14 protein-coding genes are annotated in these 16041 nt (G+C 71.2%); 9 read left to right on the top strand and 5 right to left on the bottom strand.

Going from position 1 to position 16041, the window contains the following annotated elements; genetic code table 11:
* Positions 1-745: 745 nt before the first annotated feature.
* Entirely contained in the window at positions 746-1354 is a 609-nt protein-coding gene (locus tag ACFU5K_RS28555) for a DUF6542 domain-containing protein (RefSeq protein WP_384066715.1), read from the top strand.
* Between the two features lie 2 nt (positions 1355-1356).
* On the opposite strand, the gene ppgK is transcribed toward ACFU5K_RS28555, so the two are convergent.
* Positions 1357-2094: a polyphosphate--glucose phosphotransferase gene (gene ppgK, locus ACFU5K_RS28550; protein ID WP_384066713.1), complete on the bottom strand. Its 738-nt coding sequence runs from the start codon at positions 2092-2094 to the stop codon at positions 1357-1359.
* A gap of 125 nt (positions 2095-2219) precedes the next feature.
* On the bottom strand, positions 2220-3260 hold the full coding sequence (locus ACFU5K_RS28545) for a 4-hydroxy-3-methylbut-2-enyl diphosphate reductase (protein ID WP_384066711.1): 1041 nt from the start codon (positions 3258-3260) through the stop codon (positions 2220-2222).
* Between the two features lie 78 nt (positions 3261-3338).
* On the opposite strand from ACFU5K_RS28545, the gene ACFU5K_RS28540 reads away from it, so the two are divergent.
* The 3 genes from ACFU5K_RS28540 to ACFU5K_RS28530 are packed head-to-tail and all read left to right on the top strand — an operon-like array spanning position 3339 to position 6225.
* The gene (locus tag ACFU5K_RS28540; RefSeq protein ID WP_384066716.1) at positions 3339-4688 is read left to right on the top strand and encodes an APC family permease; all 1350 of its coding nucleotides are present in this window, start codon (positions 3339-3341) and stop codon (positions 4686-4688) included.
* Positions 4689-4718: 30 nt separating this feature from the next.
* On the top strand, positions 4719-5930 hold the full coding sequence (xseA, locus tag ACFU5K_RS28535; RefSeq protein ID WP_384066709.1) for an exodeoxyribonuclease VII large subunit: 1212 nt from the start codon (positions 4719-4721) through the stop codon (positions 5928-5930).
* A 40-nt stretch (positions 5931-5970) separates the two neighbouring features.
* Positions 5971-6225: an exodeoxyribonuclease VII small subunit gene (locus ACFU5K_RS28530; RefSeq protein ID WP_384066707.1), complete on the top strand. Its 255-nt coding sequence runs from the start codon at positions 5971-5973 to the stop codon at positions 6223-6225.
* Between the two features lie 179 nt (positions 6226-6404).
* Here the strand turns inward: ACFU5K_RS28530 and ACFU5K_RS28525 are convergent, their stop codons facing one another.
* Positions 6405-6947, bottom strand: a complete 543-nt coding sequence (locus ACFU5K_RS28525) for a DUF4245 domain-containing protein (RefSeq protein ID WP_384066705.1) — start codon at positions 6945-6947, stop codon at positions 6405-6407.
* Positions 6948-7114: 167 nt separating this feature from the next.
* Between ACFU5K_RS28525 and glpX the strand changes: the two genes are divergently transcribed.
* Positions 7115-8146, top strand: a complete 1032-nt coding sequence (gene glpX / locus ACFU5K_RS28520) for a class II fructose-bisphosphatase (RefSeq protein ID WP_327115125.1) — start codon at positions 7115-7117, stop codon at positions 8144-8146.
* Positions 8147-8203: 57 nt separating this feature from the next.
* Here the strand turns inward: glpX and ACFU5K_RS28515 are convergent, their stop codons facing one another.
* On the bottom strand, positions 8204-8575 hold the full coding sequence (locus ACFU5K_RS28515; RefSeq protein WP_384066703.1) for a WhiB family transcriptional regulator: 372 nt from the start codon (positions 8573-8575) through the stop codon (positions 8204-8206).
* Positions 8576-8737: 162 nt separating this feature from the next.
* Positions 8738-9409: a DUF1707 domain-containing protein gene (locus ACFU5K_RS28510; RefSeq protein ID WP_384066701.1), complete on the bottom strand. Its 672-nt coding sequence runs from the start codon at positions 9407-9409 to the stop codon at positions 8738-8740.
* Between the two features lie 188 nt (positions 9410-9597).
* Between ACFU5K_RS28510 and ACFU5K_RS28505 the strand changes: the two genes are divergently transcribed.
* From ACFU5K_RS28505 to ACFU5K_RS28490, 4 genes are all read left to right on the top strand, one after another.
* Positions 9598-11265, top strand: a complete 1668-nt coding sequence (locus ACFU5K_RS28505) for a fumarate hydratase (protein ID WP_384066699.1) — start codon at positions 9598-9600, stop codon at positions 11263-11265.
* Between the two features lie 208 nt (positions 11266-11473).
* Positions 11474-12877: a class II fumarate hydratase gene (locus ACFU5K_RS28500; RefSeq protein WP_384066697.1), complete on the top strand. Its 1404-nt coding sequence runs from the start codon at positions 11474-11476 to the stop codon at positions 12875-12877.
* 79 nt (positions 12878-12956) lie between these two features.
* Positions 12957-13679, top strand: coding sequence for a DUF402 domain-containing protein (locus ACFU5K_RS28495; protein WP_384066695.1), 723 nt, complete (start codon positions 12957-12959; stop codon positions 13677-13679).
* A gap of 389 nt (positions 13680-14068) precedes the next feature.
* Complete coding sequence (locus ACFU5K_RS28490; protein ID WP_384066693.1) at positions 14069-15994, top strand: SpoIIE family protein phosphatase; 1926 nt, start codon at positions 14069-14071, stop codon at positions 15992-15994.
* The last annotated feature ends 47 nt before the right edge of the window (positions 15995-16041 follow it).

Genomic DNA, 16041 nt, shown 5'->3' with positions numbered 1-16041 from the left:
GCGATACCGGCTCCCGCCACTAGCCGAAACTCGCTGACCTGCGCTGATGCCCAATTCGACTCATCGGACACCCACTGAGCTGCGGAACCCGGGTAACTGGCGCAGGCTTCGGTCGTCGCCGGGTTGAAGTGGCTGGAGTGCGGGAGTACGCCTTCGCCATGGTGGATGACGTCCCTTGGAGTGGTGTAGCCGTTGTTGGCTGGTGTGCGCCGGCCCGCAGATGCCTCCGGCGATCCGCTCTGCGCCCTGCACACGGAGGCGCCACCGGTTGGCGTGAGCCGCACCTGCAGAGCCAGCAGTGGTGCGGTGAAGCGTCGAATGTTTATGCGCGAACTCGTGTCGGCGGCGGCTGAATCCTAGGATTCAGCCGCCGACAGCTCGGCATCGCCGGCGCGTCCGCAGGAAGAAGGTCATCACCACGATCGCCATGCCCCAAGTTTGCGCTCAAGGCTCACCGTCCCGATCGTGAGCGACACTTTGGCGACTTCCTGGAGTGAGGAGAAGGGGCTGTGCGGGAGGGCCGGGGCTGGTGACCCGATTCTCCAGTTTACGGGCGGGGCCGGGCGCGCAGTCACGGGTGCGGGGGCGGGGAGCTGTCCGGGGAGCGGAGGCGGCACCCTCCCGGTCACGGGTGCGGGGCCGAACGGTGGTGTTTCGGCCGTGCGGGATCGAACGCAACGCCAAGGTCGACCAAAACGCGTGTCCAACGCCCGAAAGGACCCGGGCCGAGACCTAGGTTGTCGGGGTGGAGCAGCACAGGACTCGTACCCCGCAGCGCAGGCAGCCCCAGCAGGTCACTCCCGGCCCGGCCGACGGCCTCGGCGAGGCTCCGTCCGGCTACCCGGTCTCGGTGGCGGTCGCCCCGGCGCCCGCATCCGGGCCCGTGCCCGGCCGTCGTCCGGGCCGCGTCGCACCCGTGGTGCTGGCGCTGCGCCGGTTCCCGAATCCGCGGCTGACCGGCATCGGCGCCGGTCTCTTCGCGGCCCTGGCCATGTTCCTGCTGGCCTGCCTGGACCGGCTGCTCCTCGGCAGTTCGGAGATCGTGTACGGAGTGCTCTTCCTGCCGGTCAGCGCCCTGACCGCCCTGTGGGTGCGGCCGGCCGACCTGGTGACGGCCCCCATCATCGTGCCGATCGCCTTCGCCGTCGGCGTGATCCCCGTCGCCGGGGGCACCGGCGGCTTCGGCGGGCAGACGATGGCCGTCGTCACCGCGCTGGCCGTGCACGCGGGCTGGCTGTACGGCGGCACGCTGGTCGCGGGCCTCATCGCCACCGTGCGGAAGATCCGTCAGATGCGGGAGCGGCAGCGCCACCTGGTCAGGGCCGACCGGAGCGCACGCCGCCCCCGCGCGTAGGACTACTTGCCCGCGGCGGCCATCGCGGCGCCGACGATGCCCGCGTTGTTCTGCAGCTGCGCCGGGACGAGCTCGGCGCGTACGTGCTCGATCAGCGGCAGGAACTTCTCGGCCTTGCGGCTGACTCCCCCGCCGATGATGAAGAGCTCGGGCGAGAACAGCATCTCCACGTGGACCAGGTACTTCTGCACCCGGTGCGCCCAGTGGGCCCAGCTGAGGTCCTCGTCCTCCTTGGCCTTGGTGGAGGCGCGCTTCTCGGCGTCGTGGCCGTGCAGTTCCAGGTGGCCGAGCTCGGTGTTGGGGACGAGGTGCCCGTCGGTGAAGACCGCGCTGCCGATGCCCGTACCGAGGGTCAGCACGATCACCGTGCCCTTGCGGTCCTTGCCCGCGCCGAAGGTCATCTCGGCGATGCCCGCCGCGTCGGCGTCGTTCAGGATGGTGACGCTCCGGCCGATGCGTTCGGTGAGCAGCGCCCGGGCGTCCGTGTCGATCCAGCCCTTGTCCACGTTGGCCGCGGTCCTGGTGATGCCGCCCGTGACGACTCCGGGGAACGTGATGCCGACCGGCCCCTGCCAGTCGAAGTGGCCCACCACCTCGGCCACGCCGTCGGCCACGCTCTCGGGCGTTGCCGGGTGGGGTGTCAAAACCTTGTGGCGCTCCTGCGCCAGCTCTCCGCGGTCCAGGTCCACGGGCGCACCCTTGATCCCTGAACCACCGATATCCACACCGAAGATCTCCATGGGATCCACGGTACGGGCAGGTGGCGCGGATCACGCACCGGAGGGGCGGCAGGGAGGGCACGCCCGGTCATACGGCGCGGGGCGTGCGTCCGCCCGCACGGTGGCGGGCGGGCGCACCCGCGTCATCACTCCGCGGAGAGTGCGGCGGCCTCGGCGCGCAGGTCGCGCCGGAGCTCCTTGGGCAGCGAGAAGGTGATCGACTCGTCGGCGGTCTTCACCGTCTCGACGTCCGCGTAACCCCGCTCGCCGAGCCATTCGAGGACACCGTCGACCAGGACGTCGGGCACCGATGCACCCGAGGTGAGGCCGACCGTGGTGACGCCCTCCAGCCATGCCTCGTCGATCTCGGAGGCGAAGTCGACCAGGTGGGCGGCCGGCGCACCGGCGTCCAGGGCGACCTCGACCATGCGGATCGAGTTGGAGGAGTTCTTCGAGCCGACGACGATGACCAGATCGGCGTCCTCGGCCAGCTTCTTCACCGCGACCTGGCGGTTCTGCGTGGCGTAGCAGATGTCGTCGCTCGGCGGGGAGAGGAGGTTCGGGAACTTGCTCTTGAGGGCGCCGACCGTCTCCATCGTCTCGTCGACGGAGAGCGTGGTCTGGGACAGCCAGACGACCTTCGACTCGTCGCGGACCTCGACGTTGGCCACGTCCTCGGGTCCGTCGACCAGGGTGATGTGGTCGGGGGCCTCGCCGCTCGTGCCGATGACCTCCTCGTGGCCCTCGTGGCCGATCAGGAGGATGTCGTAGTCCTCCTTGGCGTAGCGCACGGCTTCCTTGTGGACCTTGGTCACCAGGGGGCACGTCGCGTCGATCGTGGCGAGCTTGCGCTCGGCGGCCTCGGCGTGGACCGTCGGGGCGACGCCGTGCGCGGAGAACATCACGATGGAGCCCTCGGGCACCTCCGCGGTCACGTCGACGAAGATCGCGCCCTTCTTCTCGAGGGTTTGCACGACGTACTTGTTGTGCACGATCTCGTGGCGGACGTAGATCGGGGCCCCGTACTGCTCCAGGGCCTTCTCGACGGCGATCACGGCACGGTCCACGCCCGCGCAGTAGCCACGGGGCGCGGCGAGCAGGACACGGCGTTCGTCACTGCTGCGCGGAGCGCCGCCGCTCGGGGCGGAGGCGGGTGACGGGCTGGGCGTTGCAGTCATGCGTCCCATCGTAAGGCCGTACCGAACAGGCGCCGGTTCGACGGGGTCGGGAGACTGATGCGTACGCAATCCAGCGACGGAGGCTACATGGCGGGCAGCGGCAGCAGCACGGAAGAGGGAAGGCTGCGGCGCACACTCGGGTTCCGGGACCTGGTGGTCTACGGCCTGCTGTTCATCGCCCCGATGGCCCCGGTCGGCGTGTTCGGCACCCTGGACGCCAAGTCCGACGGGGCCGTGGCGCTGGTGTACCTCGTGGCGACGGTCGTGATGGCCTTCACCGCATTCAGCTACGCCCAGATGGTCCGTGTCGCCCCGCTCGCCGGCTCGGTCTTCGCGTACGCCCGGAAGGGGCTCGGGGAGGGGCCCGGGTTCATCGCCGGCTGGATGGCGATGCTCGACTACCTGCTCATCCCGGCGGTCGCCTACCTCTTCTCCGGGATCGCGATGAACGCGCTGGTCCCGGAGGTGTCGCGGTGGGTGTGGACGGCCATCGCGGTCGTCGTGACGACCCTGCTCAACCTCTGGGGCGTACGGGCGGCGGCCCGGGTGGGGTTCGCGGTGCTCGCCATGGAGATCGTGGTGCTGCTGGTCTTCGTGGTGTCGGCCGTGGTCGTGCTGGTCAGGGACGGGGCGCAGCGCGGCTGGCTGACACCGCTCACCGGGGACGGTGGGTTCTCGACGACGGCGATCCTGGGGGCGGTGTCGGTCGCGGTGCTGTCGTACCTGGGATTCGACGCGATCGCCTCGTTCGCCGAGGAGGTGACGGGCGGATCGGCCAAGGTGGCGCGGGCGGTGCTGTTCTGCCTGGTTCTGGCCGGGGTGCTGTTCATCGTCCAGACGTATCTGGCCGGGCTGCTGGAACCGGTCTCCTCCGCGGAGCTCGCGGCGGATCCGGTGAAGCAGGGGTCCGCCTTCTACGACACGGTTGACGCCTCGGTCGGCACCTGGCTGCACGACCTGGTCGCCGCGAGCAAGGCGATCGGCGCGGCCTTCGCCGCTCTGGCCGGACAGGCCGCTGCCGGGCGGCTGCTGTTCGCGATGGCCAGGGGGCGGCGCCTGCCCTCGGCGCTGTCCCAGGTGGACACCGGGTCCGGGGTGCCGCGCGTGGCGATCACGTGCGCGGCGGTGGTGACGCTGGTGGCGGCGGTGTGGGCGGCCAGGCGCGACGACGGGCTCGACCATCTGGTGTCGGTGGTGAATGTCGGCGCGCTCACGGCGTTCGTGCTGCTGCACGCCTCGGTGGTGGGCTGGTTCGTCGTACGCCGCATGGAAGGACCGCCGAGCTGGTGGCGCCATGTGCTGATGCCGGTGGTGGGGGCGGGCGTACTTGTCGCGGTGATCCTGGAGGCGACGACGAGTGCGCAGCTGGTGGGGTTGTGCTGGCTCGGGATCGGGCTCGTGGTGCTGGCGGTGCAGTGGGGGCGGCGGGGCGCCTGATTGTCGGTACCGGCCGATACGCTCGCCCGTATGGCTCTCACTACGTCCCCGGAAGCCCCGCTGCCCGTAGGCGACGTGTCGCGGCTGATCGGCGGGTGGATCGACCGGCTCGGCGCCGTCTGGGTCGAGGGGCAGATCACCCAGCTGTCGCGCCGCCCGGGCGCCGGGGTGGTGTTCCTGACGCTGCGCGACCCGTCGCACGACATCTCGGTGAGCGTGACCTGCTTCCGCCAGGTCTTCGACCGGATCGCGGACGTGGTGACGGAGGGCGCGCGGGTCGTCGTGCTCGCCAAGCCGGAGTGGTACGCCCCACGGGGGCAGTTGTCCCTGCGGGCCACGGAGATACGGCCGGTCGGTATCGGTGAGCTGCTGGTGCGGCTGGAGCAGTTGAGGAAGTCGCTGGCCGCCGAGGGGCTGTTCGCCCTGGACCGTAAGAAGCCGCTGCCCTTCCTGCCGCAGCTGGTCGGCCTGGTCTGCGGGCGCGCGTCGGCGGCGGAGCGCGATGTGCTGGAGAACGCCAGGCGGCGCTGGCCCGCCGTGCGCTTCGAGGTGCGCAACACGGCGGTGCAGGGGGTGCACGCGGTGAATCAGGTGGTCCAGGCGGTCAAGGAGCTGGACGGGATGCCGGACGTCGACGTGATCGTGGTCGCCCGTGGCGGCGGCAGCGTGGAGGACCTCCTGCCGTTCTCCGACGAGGAGCTGATCCGGACGGTGGCCGCGTGCCGTACGCCGGTGGTCTCCGCGATCGGACACGAGCCGGACTCGCCGCTGCTCGACCTGGTCGCCGACCTGCGTGCGTCGACGCCGACGGACGCGGCGAAGAAGGTCGTGCCGGACGTCGGCGAGGAGCTGGACCGTGTGCAGCAGTTGCGGGACCGGGCGCTGCGGACGGTGCGGGGGCTGATCGAGCGGGAGGAGCGGGGGCTGGCGCACGCGCTGGGCCGGTCGTCGATGGAGCGCCCGCACCGCATGGTGGACGAGCGGGCCTCCGAGATCGACGCCCTGGTGGGGCGCAGCCGCCGGGTGCTGGGGCATCTGCTGGACCGCGCCGACTCGGAGCTCGCCCACACCAGGGCCCGGGTGGTCGCGCTGTCGCCGGCGGCGACCCTGGAGCGGGGATACGCGGTGCTGCAGCGGCCGGACGGCCATGTGGTGCGCTCCCCCGCCGATGCCGGGGCGCCGGGCGACAAGCTGCGGGCGCGGGTGTCCGAGGGCGAGTTCACGGTACGGGTGGCGGAGTGAAGGGCCGGGATCGTCGGACCCCCCGCATAGGGTGGTCGGTATGACGGACGACGGGACGACGGCGGCTGCCGCGACGGGCACGCTCGGGTACGAGCAGGCGCGGGACGAGCTGATCGAGGTCGTACGCCGCCTGGAGGCGGGCGGCACGACGCTGGAGGAGTCGCTGGCCCTCTGGGAGCGCGGCGAGGAGCTGGCGAAGGTGTGCCGTCGGTGGCTGGAAGGCGCGCGGGCCCGGCTGGACGCGGCGCTTGCGCACCCGGAGGAGTCCGGCGAGGGCGGCGACGGCGCGGCCTGAGCGGGCCGCGCGCCCGCGCACGGCCCGGGGACTCCACCGCCGCCGACGGGTCAGCGGACTCCCTGTCGCGGGCGGCGCGCCCCCAGGAGGCGATCCGGCCCTCGCACGCCTGGCCGAGAGAGTCCCCGCAGCGCCTGGCGCTGCGGGGTTTCCGCGTGCGGCTCGGTGCGGCGTCGCCGTCAGGGGGTCTTGGTGGCTTCCGGGGCTGCGGTCCGCAGTGCGGTGGCCATCTCGGCGAGGCGGTCCGCCGGTGCCGAGCCCGTGACCACGGTGGTGACGCCGTCGGCGTGCAGCACGAGCGCGTCGTACTTGGAGCCCTCCCAGACCTGCCACGCCTTGCCGGCGACCTCGCGCGTGCGCCCGGTGTTCCGGGCGTCCTGGCTGACCTCGGGGACGTACTTGCGGGCCGGGCTCGTGGACTGCTCCACCGCGACGTACTTCTTGTCCGGGTCGAGGAAGCCGAGGTGCCAGCCGGAGCCGTTCTGCCCCTCGTACGACACCGAGGTCGGCTTCCAGCCCTTGGCCAGGCCGTGGGGAGCCACCACGGGGTACGGCGCGGCGCGACGTGCCGTAGCCAGCTCCACCCGGTAGTCGACCGACTTGACCGGGTCGGCCTTCTCGTCGTGCGGAATGAAGATGTAGACGACCCCCGCCACTGCGGTGATCACGAGCATCGACAGGAACATGTCCCGGACGGTCTGCTTGCCTCGCTTGCTTGCCACGGACTCAATGGTGGCATGCGCCTCCGGACGGCCCGCGAGGGGGCGTCCGCATGCCGGGCAAGGAGGCATCCGCTCATCCGTGACCCGCCCTGCTCATTTTATCGACCTACCGATAGAGTCACAGCACCCTCATTTCCGGTCGTCGTCGTACAGAAAGGTGCGCTCCGATGTCCGAGCATCATCTGCCGTCCCAGCTCGAGGTCTCCCCGGAGGCCCCCGACCGCAACCTGGCCCTGGAGCTGGTCCGGGTCACCGAGGCCGCCGCCATGGCCGCCGGGCGATGGGTCGGCCGCGGCGACAAGATCGGCGCCGACGGCGCCGCGGTGAAAGCCATGCGCACGCTCGTCTCCACCGTCTCGATGAACGGCATCGTCGTCATCGGTGAGGGCGAGAAGGACGAAGCGCCCATGCTGTTCAACGGCGAGCGCGTCGGCGACGGCACCGGGGCCGAGGTCGACATCGCCGTCGACCCGATCGACGGCACCACGCTCAACGCCAAGGGCATGCCCAACGCCATCGCGGTGCTGGCGGCCGCCGACCGCGGCGCGATGTTCGACCCGTCCGCCGTCTTCTACATGGACAAACTGGTCACCGGCCCGGAGGCGGCGGACTTCGTCGACATCAACGCGCCCGTGTCCGTGAACATCCGGCGCGTCGCCAAGGCCAAGAACTCGACCCCCGAGGACGTCACGGTCGTCATCCTGGACCGCCCCCGGCACGAGAACATGGTGCGGGAGATCCGGGAGACGGGCGCCCGGATCAAGTTCATCTCCGACGGCGACGTCGCCGGGTCGATCATGGCAGCGCGCGAGGGCACCGGTGTCGACCTGCTCATGGGCATCGGCGGCACCCCCGAGGGGATCATCTCGGCGTGCGCCATAAAGTGCCTGGGCGGCGTCATCCAGGGCAAGCTCTGGCCCAAGGACGAGGCCGAGCGGCAGCGGGCGCTGGACGCGGGTCACGACCTCGACCGCGTGCTGTCGACGGACGACCTCGTGAGCGGGGACAACGTCTTCTTCGTCGCCACCGGGATCACCGACGGTGAACTGCTGCGCGGTGTGCGGTACCGCGCGGAGACGGCCACCACCGACTCCCTGGTGATGCGGTCCAAGTCCGGCACGATCCGCCGGATCGACTCGACGCACCGGCTCTCGAAGCTGCGCGCCTACAGTGCGATCGACTTCGACCGGGCCAAGTAGGCCGTGTCATGGTGGGGTGGCCCGGCCGGGCCACCCCACCTCGCGTACACGAGGGATTCAGCCCGCAGCGGCTATGCGCTCGCCCGGGGCGCCGGCCTTCAACTCGATGTCCCGCCTGCGGCGCCGGGCGAGCACCACACGGCGCTCGGCGGCGGTGAGACCGCCCCACACGCCGTAGGGCTCGGGCTGGACGAGTGCGTGTTCCCGGCACTCCACCATGACCGGGCATCTCGCACAGACCTGTTTCGCCGCCTCCTCGCGGGAGAGCCGGGCGGCAGTCGGTTCCTTCGACGGGGCGAAGAACAGCCCGGCTTCGTCCCGGCGGCACACCGCCTCCGAGTGCCAGGGCCCCGCCTCGTCCTCCCGCGCGGGGGTGCGCCGGGTGGGCACGGCGGCGACCTGCAGGGGCTGATGCGGCAAATGCAGCACGGTCCACTCCTGACGACGGCTTGGGCTTCGTGAGCGAGAGGCGGTACAGCACTCCCTACCCGCTGTACACACCCCTATGCACTGAGTGGTTCCCACTTGGACCGCCGCCGGAACGCCTCGTCAACGCATGGCCGGAACTGGTGCTGTTCCGGCCGGCCGGTGTCAGTGACCCAGGTGTTTGCGCAATTGCTGGTGGAGGTTGGCGATGAGCTTGCCGCGCTTGGGCTTCGCCTCGACGCTCCCGAATACGGAATAGCCGTTCACCACGACCACAGGTGCTTCCGGGTCGGTGGATTCCAGTGTGTCGACCTCGAAATTACCGAAGATGCCCGTCCCACTGCCGCGCAACGAGATGTTCTCCGGCACCTTGATATCGACGCTGCCGAAGATGGACGTCGCATTGATGACGGTCAGGCGCTGGCCGAAAAGCGCCTCGGTGAGGTCTATTTCGACGCTTCCGAACAGGGAGAAGGCGTTCGTGCGGCCGCCCACACGCCAACGGCCCCTGCGGGTGGAGCTGCTGAAGACCGCCACCAGGTTCTCGGCGGCCCCGGTGGCCGCGTCGGGGCCGTAGCCGTACGGCGAGGCGTCGAGGCGGCTCGTCCCGCCCTGCGCGGGGAGATCCTGTACCAGCGGCTCGAGTTCACCGACGGTCTTGGCCCGGTAGACGAGGTCGACCCGCTCGGCGTGCTCCTCGGCGGTGAGCCGGCCCTCGGCCATGGCCTCCCGCAGGATGTCCGCGATCCGGTCGCGGTCCGCGTCGGATGCGCGGATTCCGGCGGGCGCGGGACCGGCCGGAGCGACGGGCTGCTGGGGCTGCTTTTCGAGGTCCACCGCCCAAGCGTACCGAAACGCGATAGATCGCGACCAGTGCCTCTCCGGCCCTGCCGCGAAACCGGGCCCGGATCCGGCAGTCCGGGTGAGCCTTACCCCACAGGATCGCCACCGTTGTGGCGCTCTACCCTGGTGGATGCGCTGCCCAAGGGAGGTCAGCCGCTGTCGCCGAGTGAGGAATGGCCGTAATGCCAGAGTTTGCGTATTCCGATCTGCTCCCGCTGGGAGAGGACACCACGCCGTACCGGCTGGTGACCGCCGAGGGCGTCTCGACCTTCGAGGCCGACGGCCGTACGTTCCTCAAGGTGGCCCCGGAAGCCCTGCGCACGCTCGCCGCCGAGGCCATGCACGACATCTCGCACTACCTGCGGCCGGCCCACCTGGCGCAGCTGCGGCGGATCGTGGACGACCCCGAGGCCTCCTCCAACGACAAGTTCGTCGCGCTGGACCTCCTGAAGAACGCGAACATCGCCGCCGCGGGCGTCCTGCCGATGTGCCAGGACACCGGCACGGCGATCGTCATGGGCAAGCGCGGGCAGAACGTCCTCACCGAGGGCGGCGACGAGGAGGCCCTTTCGCACGGCATCTTCGACGCCTACACGAAGCTGAACCTGCGCTATTCGCAGATGGCCCCGCTGACCATGTGGGACGAGAAGAACACCGGCTCCAACCTGCCCGCGCAGATCGAGCTGTACGCGACCGACGGCGGTGCATACAAGTTCCTCTTCATGGCGAAGGGCGGCGGCTCGGCCAACAAGTCGTTCCTCTACCAGGAGACGAAGGCGGTCCTCAACGAGGCCTCCATGATGAAGTTCCTGGAGGGGAAGATCCGTTCGCTGGGTACGGCGGCCTGTCCGCCCTACCACCTGGCGATCGTCGTCGGCGGCACGTCGGCCGAGTTCGCGCTGAAGACCGCGAAGTACGCCTCCGCGCACTACCTCGACGAACTTCCCGCCGAGGGTTCCCCGACCGGCCACGGTTTCCGGGACAAGGATCTGGAGGAGAAGGTCTTCGAGCTGACGCAGAAGATCGGCATCGGTGCCCAGTTCGGCGGCAAGTACTTCTGCCACGACGTGCGCGTGGTGCGCCTGCCGCGGCACGGCGCCTCGCTCCCCGTCGCCATCGCCGTCTCCTGCTCGGCCGACCGCCAGGCGACCGCGAAGATCACCGCGGAGGGCGTCTTCCTGGAGCAGCTGGAGAAGGACCCGGCGCGCTTCCTGCCGGACACCACCGACGAGCACCTCGACGAGGCCGGCGACGTGGTCAGGATCGACCTCAACCGGCCCATGGACGAGATCCTCGCCGAGCTCACCAAGTACCCGGTCAAGACCCGGCTCTCGCTGACCGGCCCGCTGGTCGTGGCGCGCGACATCGCGCACGCCAAGATCAAGGAGCGGCTCGACGCGGGCGAGGAGATGCCGCAGTACCTCAAGGACCACCCGGTGTACTACGCGGGCCCCGCGAAGACGCCCGAGGGCTACGCCTCCGGCTCCTTCGGCCCGACGACCGCCGGCCGCATGGACAGTTACGTCGCGCAGTTCCAGGCGGCGGGCGGCTCCAAGGTGATGCTCGCCAAGGGCAACCGGTCCAAGCAGGTCACGGACGCGTGCGGCGCGCACGGCGGTTTCTACCTCGGCTCGATCGGCGGACCCGCGGCGCGGCTCGCCCAGGACTGCATCAAGAAGGTCGAGGTCGTCGAGTACGAGGAGCTCGGCATGGAGGCGGTCTGGCGGATCGAGGTCGAGGACTTCCCCGCGTTCGTCGTGGTCGACGACAAGGGCAACGACTTCTTCACCGAGCCCGCTGCCGCCCCGACGTTCACCAGCATCCCGGTCCGCGGCCCTGGCCTCGGCTGACCGTCCCGGCCCTTCCAGGGGCGCCCGGCCACCCGCCGGGCGCCCCCGTGGCGGTCCGGCGGGCCCGGCGCGGCCGAGGGCGCTCCGCCGCGCCGGACCGGCCGGCCCCGCGGATTCCCTCTGCCGACGGGCTCTCCGGGAGCGGACCGCGCTCCGGGAATACGCGGAACGGCCCGCGTGCTCATCTCCAGCAGGAGGTTTGAACACCATGGACGGATCGACCGAGGAACCGCAGTACCGCGTCGAGCACGACTCGATGGGCGAGGTGAGAGTGCCCGCGCACGCGAAATGGCGGGCACAGACCCAGCGCGCGGTGGAGAACTTCCCCATCTCGGGGCAGCGTCTCGAACGGGCCCACATCGAGGCCCTGGCCCGGATCAAGGCCGCCGCGGCGAAGGTCAACGCGGAGCTGAAGGTGCTGGACCCGGACATCGCGGACGCGATCCAGGAGGCCGCCGCCGAGGTGGTGTCGGGGCGCTGGGACGAACACTTCCCCGTCGACGTGTTCCAGACGGGTTCCGGCACGTCCTCCAACATGAACACCAACGAGGTCGTGGCCACGCTCGCCACCGAGCGGCTCGGGCGCGAGGTGCACCCGAACGACCACGTCAACGCCTCGCAGTCGTCGAACGACGTCTTCCCGTCGTCGATCCACATCGCGGCGACCGCGGCCGTCACCGCCGATCTGATCCCCGCACTCGAACATCTGGCCGAGACCCTGGAGCGGAAATCGGCCGAATTCGCAGATGTCGTGAAGTCGGGCCGCACGCATCTGATGGACGCCACGCCCGTCACCCTCGGCCAGGAGTTCGGCGGCTACGCGGCGCAGATCCGCTACGGCGTCGAGCGGCTGCAGGCCTCGCTCCCCCGCCTCGCCGAACTCCCTCTGGGCGGCACGGCGGTGGGCACCGGTATCAACACGCCGCCCGGCTTCTCGGCCGCGGTGATCGCCGAGGTCGCACGCGCCACCGGGCTGCCCCTCACCGAGGCCCGCAACCACTTCGAGGCACAGGGGGCCAGGGACGGGCTCGTCGAGACGTCGGGGCAGCTCCGTACGCTCGCCGTGTCCCTCACCAAGATCTCCAACGACCTCCGCTGGATGGCGTCCGGGCCCCGCACGGGCCTCGCCGAGATCAGCCTGCCCGACCTCCAGCCCGGCTCGTCGATCATGCCGGGCAAGGTCAACCCGGTGATCCCGGAGGCCGTACTGATGGTCGCCGCCCAGGTGACGGGCAACGACGCCACGGTCGCCGTCGCGGGGGCGGCGGGCAACTTCGAGCTCAACGTGATGCTGCCGGTGATCGCGAAGAACCTCCTGGAGTCCGTCCGGCTGCTCACGAACGCCTCGCGGCTGCTCGCCGACCGCACGGTCGACGGCGTCACGGCCAACGTGGAGCGGGCCCGGTACTACGCGGAGTCCTCCCCCTCGGTCGTGACCCCGCTGAACAAGTACATCGGCTACGAGGAGGCGGCGAAGGTCGCCAAGAAGTCCCTGGCCGACGGCACGACCATCCGCGAGACGGTGCTGGCCGGCGGGTACGTCGAACGCGGCGACCTGACGCTGGAGCAGCTCGACGCGGCCCTGGACGTGTTGCGTATGACCCGGCCGTGACACGTCCCGGCGTGTCGCGTACGGCCCGGCCGTGACGTGTAACGCGGCGGCCGGGCTGGCGCGTCCCTAAGATCTCTTCATGACGACGACGGAAGCGGGTACGGGAGCAGGCACCGGGGCAGGTGCGGGGGACGGCGGACGCTGGGCACCGGGGGACAGGATCCTCTGGCGCTACCGGGACAACGGGCACCCTGGCGGGGGCGGCGGCACCGGAGGGGTGCACATCTGCCGGCCGGTCACCGTCGTGCAGGACACGGAGGAGCTGCTCGCCGTGTGGATGGCGTCCGGCACCGAATGCGTGAGGCCGGTGCTCGCCGACGGCACCCAGGTGCACGCCGAGCCGCTCGCCACGCGCTACACGCGCCCGCGCACGACCGTGCGCTCCCGCTGGTTCGGCTCGGGCGTGCTGAAACTCGCCCGGCCCGGTGACCCCTGGTCGGTCTGGCTGTTCTGGGACCGTGGCTGGCTCTTCCGCAACTGGTACGTCAATTTGGAGGAGCCCCGGTCGCGCTGGTCCGGAGGAGTCGATTCACAGGATCACTTCCTCGACATCTCCGTCCGGCCCGACCACAGCTGGGAATGGCTCGACGAGGACGAGTTCGCCCAGGCGCAGCGCGTCGGGCTGATGGACGCCCCCACCGCCCGGCGGGTGCGCGAGGCCGGTCTCGCGGCCGTCGAGGTGATCCAGCACTGGGGCGCACCCTTCAGTGACGGCTGGGAGCATTGGCGGCCCGACCCCCGGTGGCAGGTCCCGCCGCTGCCGGATGACTGGGACCGCACCCCCGCGCCCAGCCCGTCGTGAGACCCTTGATTCATCCCCGGGGGGCAACCGTAGGATCTCCTTCCGGTGAACCGTTCCACCGGCCGTCGCGTCACAACCGGCGTAACCGGTCCCGCACCTGACCACCAGTCACCGCACATGTCGCACGAGCAGCACGGGCAACCGACCCGGGCTGCCGTGCGGTAGCACGAACCACTACGAGGGGGTGGAGACGTGTTCGCTGTCCGCTGCCCCGTCGCCGGAAGACCTCGTGTCGGCCCCCCGGTCGGCCGTTCGGTTTCGGCCCCGTTTTCTGGGGCACCCGGTGACAGTCGTTGTTCTCACCGCTCTTGCCGGGGCACAGTGGCGCACACCCCTGAGGCGAGTGTGATCGCCTCATACAACCGGCCCGGACGGACGGAATCCCACGCGTGACGGAGCATCCCACCTCCCACGAAGGCCGGCAGCCGCTCGCTGCCCGGCCGCAGGAGCGCGCCCGGCCCCGGCAGCAGGAGGGCCCGCCGGGTGCCGCTGCCACTGCCGCGATCCCCGGCCCCTCGCCGGGGACGGCGACCCAGCACGCCGTACCGAATCCCACGTCCGCGGAATCCGTGGCATCCGCCGCCGACACCCAGACGGTCGCCCGGCGCGAGGGTGACCGGCTGCGTTTCGTCGGCGCCGCGACTCGCCGGATCGCCCGGGGCATAGACCTCGACGAGATCGTGCTCGGACTCTGCAGGGCGAGTGTGCCCACGTTCTCCGACGCCATACTCGTCTACCTCCGTGATCCGCTCCCGGTGGGCGACGAGCGGCCGGTCACCCCGTTCGTGCTGCGGCTGCGGCGCACCGACAGGCTGCGGCTGGCCGACGAGGAGAGCGAGGGCGGCCCGGAGGGCGACCGGCTGCGGCTGCCCGTGACCGACCCGCAGGCCGGGCTGATGCCGGCGGCCGACCTCTGCGAGATCCAGGCGGGCGGCGCACTCGCCGAGGTGCTGCGCGGGGTGCGGCCGGTCTTCGGCGACTCGGCCGCCGCCCGTGTCGCGCTGCCCGAACTGCTGGGCGCGGGGCGGACGGTGCCCACCGGGCACCGCGCGATCCTGGCCCCTCTGCGCGGCCGGCGCCGGGTCATCGGCGCCGCGGTGTTCCTGCGCGGTACGGACCGCCCGCCGTTCGAGGCCAACGACCTCCTGGTCGCGGCCCAGCTGGCCACGCACACCGCACTGGGCATCGACAAGGCCGTGCTGTACGGCCGCGAGGCCTACATCGCCGACGAACTGCAGCGCACGATGCTGCCGGACTCCCTGCCCCAGCCGACGGGTGTGCGTCTGGCGTCGCGCTACCTCCCGGCCGCCGAGACGGCCCGCGTGGGCGGCGACTGGTACGACGCGATCCCGCTGCCGGGCAGCAGGGTCGCTCTGGTCGTGGGCGACGTGATGGGCCACTCCATGACGTCCGCGGCGATCATGGGCCAGCTGCGCACCACCGCCCAGACCCTCGCCGGCCTCGACCTGCCGCCGCAGGAGGTGCTGCACCACCTGGACGAGCAGGCGCAGCGGCTCGGCAGCGACCGCATGGCGACCTGCATGTACGCGGTGTACGACCCCGTCGCGCACCGGATCACCATCGCCAACGCCGGCCACCCGCCGCCCGTGCTGCTCCACCTGGGCGGCCGGGCCGAGGTGCTGAAGGTGCCCCCGGGGGCACCGATCGGCGTCGGCGGGGTCGACTTCGAGGCCGTCGAGCTGGACGCGCCCGCGGGCGCCACGCTGCTCCTCTACACGGACGGCCTGGTGGAGTCCCGGATGCGGGACGTGTGGACGGGCATCGAGATACTGCGGGAGCGGCTGGCGGCCACCGCGCAGCTGACCGGGCCGGACCACTCGCCGCCCCTGGAGGCGCTCTGCGACGACGTCCTGGACATGCTCGGCCCGGGTGACCGGGACGACGACATCGCGCTGCTGGCCGCCCGGTTCGACGGGATCGCGCCGAGTGACGTCGCCTACTGGTATCTGGAGCCCGAGGACGCGGCGCCCGGACGGGCCCGCAGGCTGGCGCGCAGGGCGCTGAGCCGCTGGGGTCTGGACGACATCTCCGACGAGGTGGAGCTCCTGGTCAGCGAGGTGGTGACCAACGCCGTGCGCTACGCGGAGCGTCCGGTGACGCTGCGGCTGCTGCGTACGGACATCCTGCGGTGCGAGGTCGGGGACGACGCCCCGCAGCTGCCCAGGCAGCGGCGGGCGCGGGAGACCGACGAGGGCGGGCGCGGGCTCTTCCTGGTCAACCGGCTGGCCAGGCGGTGGGGGGCGACCCGGCTCTCCACGGGCAAGGTCGTGTGGTTCGAGATGGCCACTCCCTGAGGGTGCCGGGGGGCGAACACGTGTGAGGGGCGGGTGCCGGCCGGCAC

This window comes from Streptomyces sp. NPDC057428, from assembly GCF_042803195.1.
GTDB lineage: Bacteria > Actinomycetota > Actinomycetes > Streptomycetales > Streptomycetaceae > Streptomyces.
This window is presented reverse-complemented; position numbering and strand designations above follow the sequence as displayed.

Bases quoted from the DNA above. Each gene is read 5' to 3' on its own strand.
- ppgK (WP_384066713.1), bottom strand. From the start codon at position 2,094: ATGGAGATCTTCGGTGTGGATATCGGTGGTTCAGGGATCAAGGGTGCG.
- ACFU5K_RS28545 (WP_384066711.1), bottom strand. From the start codon at position 3,260: ATGGGACGCATGACTGCAACGCCCAGCCCGTCACCCGCCTCCGCCCCG.
- ACFU5K_RS28540 (WP_384066716.1), top strand. From the start codon at position 3,339: ATGGCGGGCAGCGGCAGCAGCACGGAAGAGGGAAGGCTGCGGCGCACA.
- xseA (WP_384066709.1), top strand. From the start codon at position 4,719: ATGGCTCTCACTACGTCCCCGGAAGCCCCGCTGCCCGTAGGCGACGTG.
- ACFU5K_RS28530 (WP_384066707.1), top strand. From the start codon at position 5,971: ATGACGGACGACGGGACGACGGCGGCTGCCGCGACGGGCACGCTCGGG.
- glpX (WP_327115125.1), top strand. From the start codon at position 7,115: ATGTCCGAGCATCATCTGCCGTCCCAGCTCGAGGTCTCCCCGGAGGCC.
- ACFU5K_RS28505 (WP_384066699.1), top strand. From the start codon at position 9,598: ATGCCAGAGTTTGCGTATTCCGATCTGCTCCCGCTGGGAGAGGACACC.
- ACFU5K_RS28500 (WP_384066697.1), top strand. From the start codon at position 11,474: ATGGACGGATCGACCGAGGAACCGCAGTACCGCGTCGAGCACGACTCG.
- ACFU5K_RS28495 (WP_384066695.1), top strand. From the start codon at position 12,957: ATGACGACGACGGAAGCGGGTACGGGAGCAGGCACCGGGGCAGGTGCG.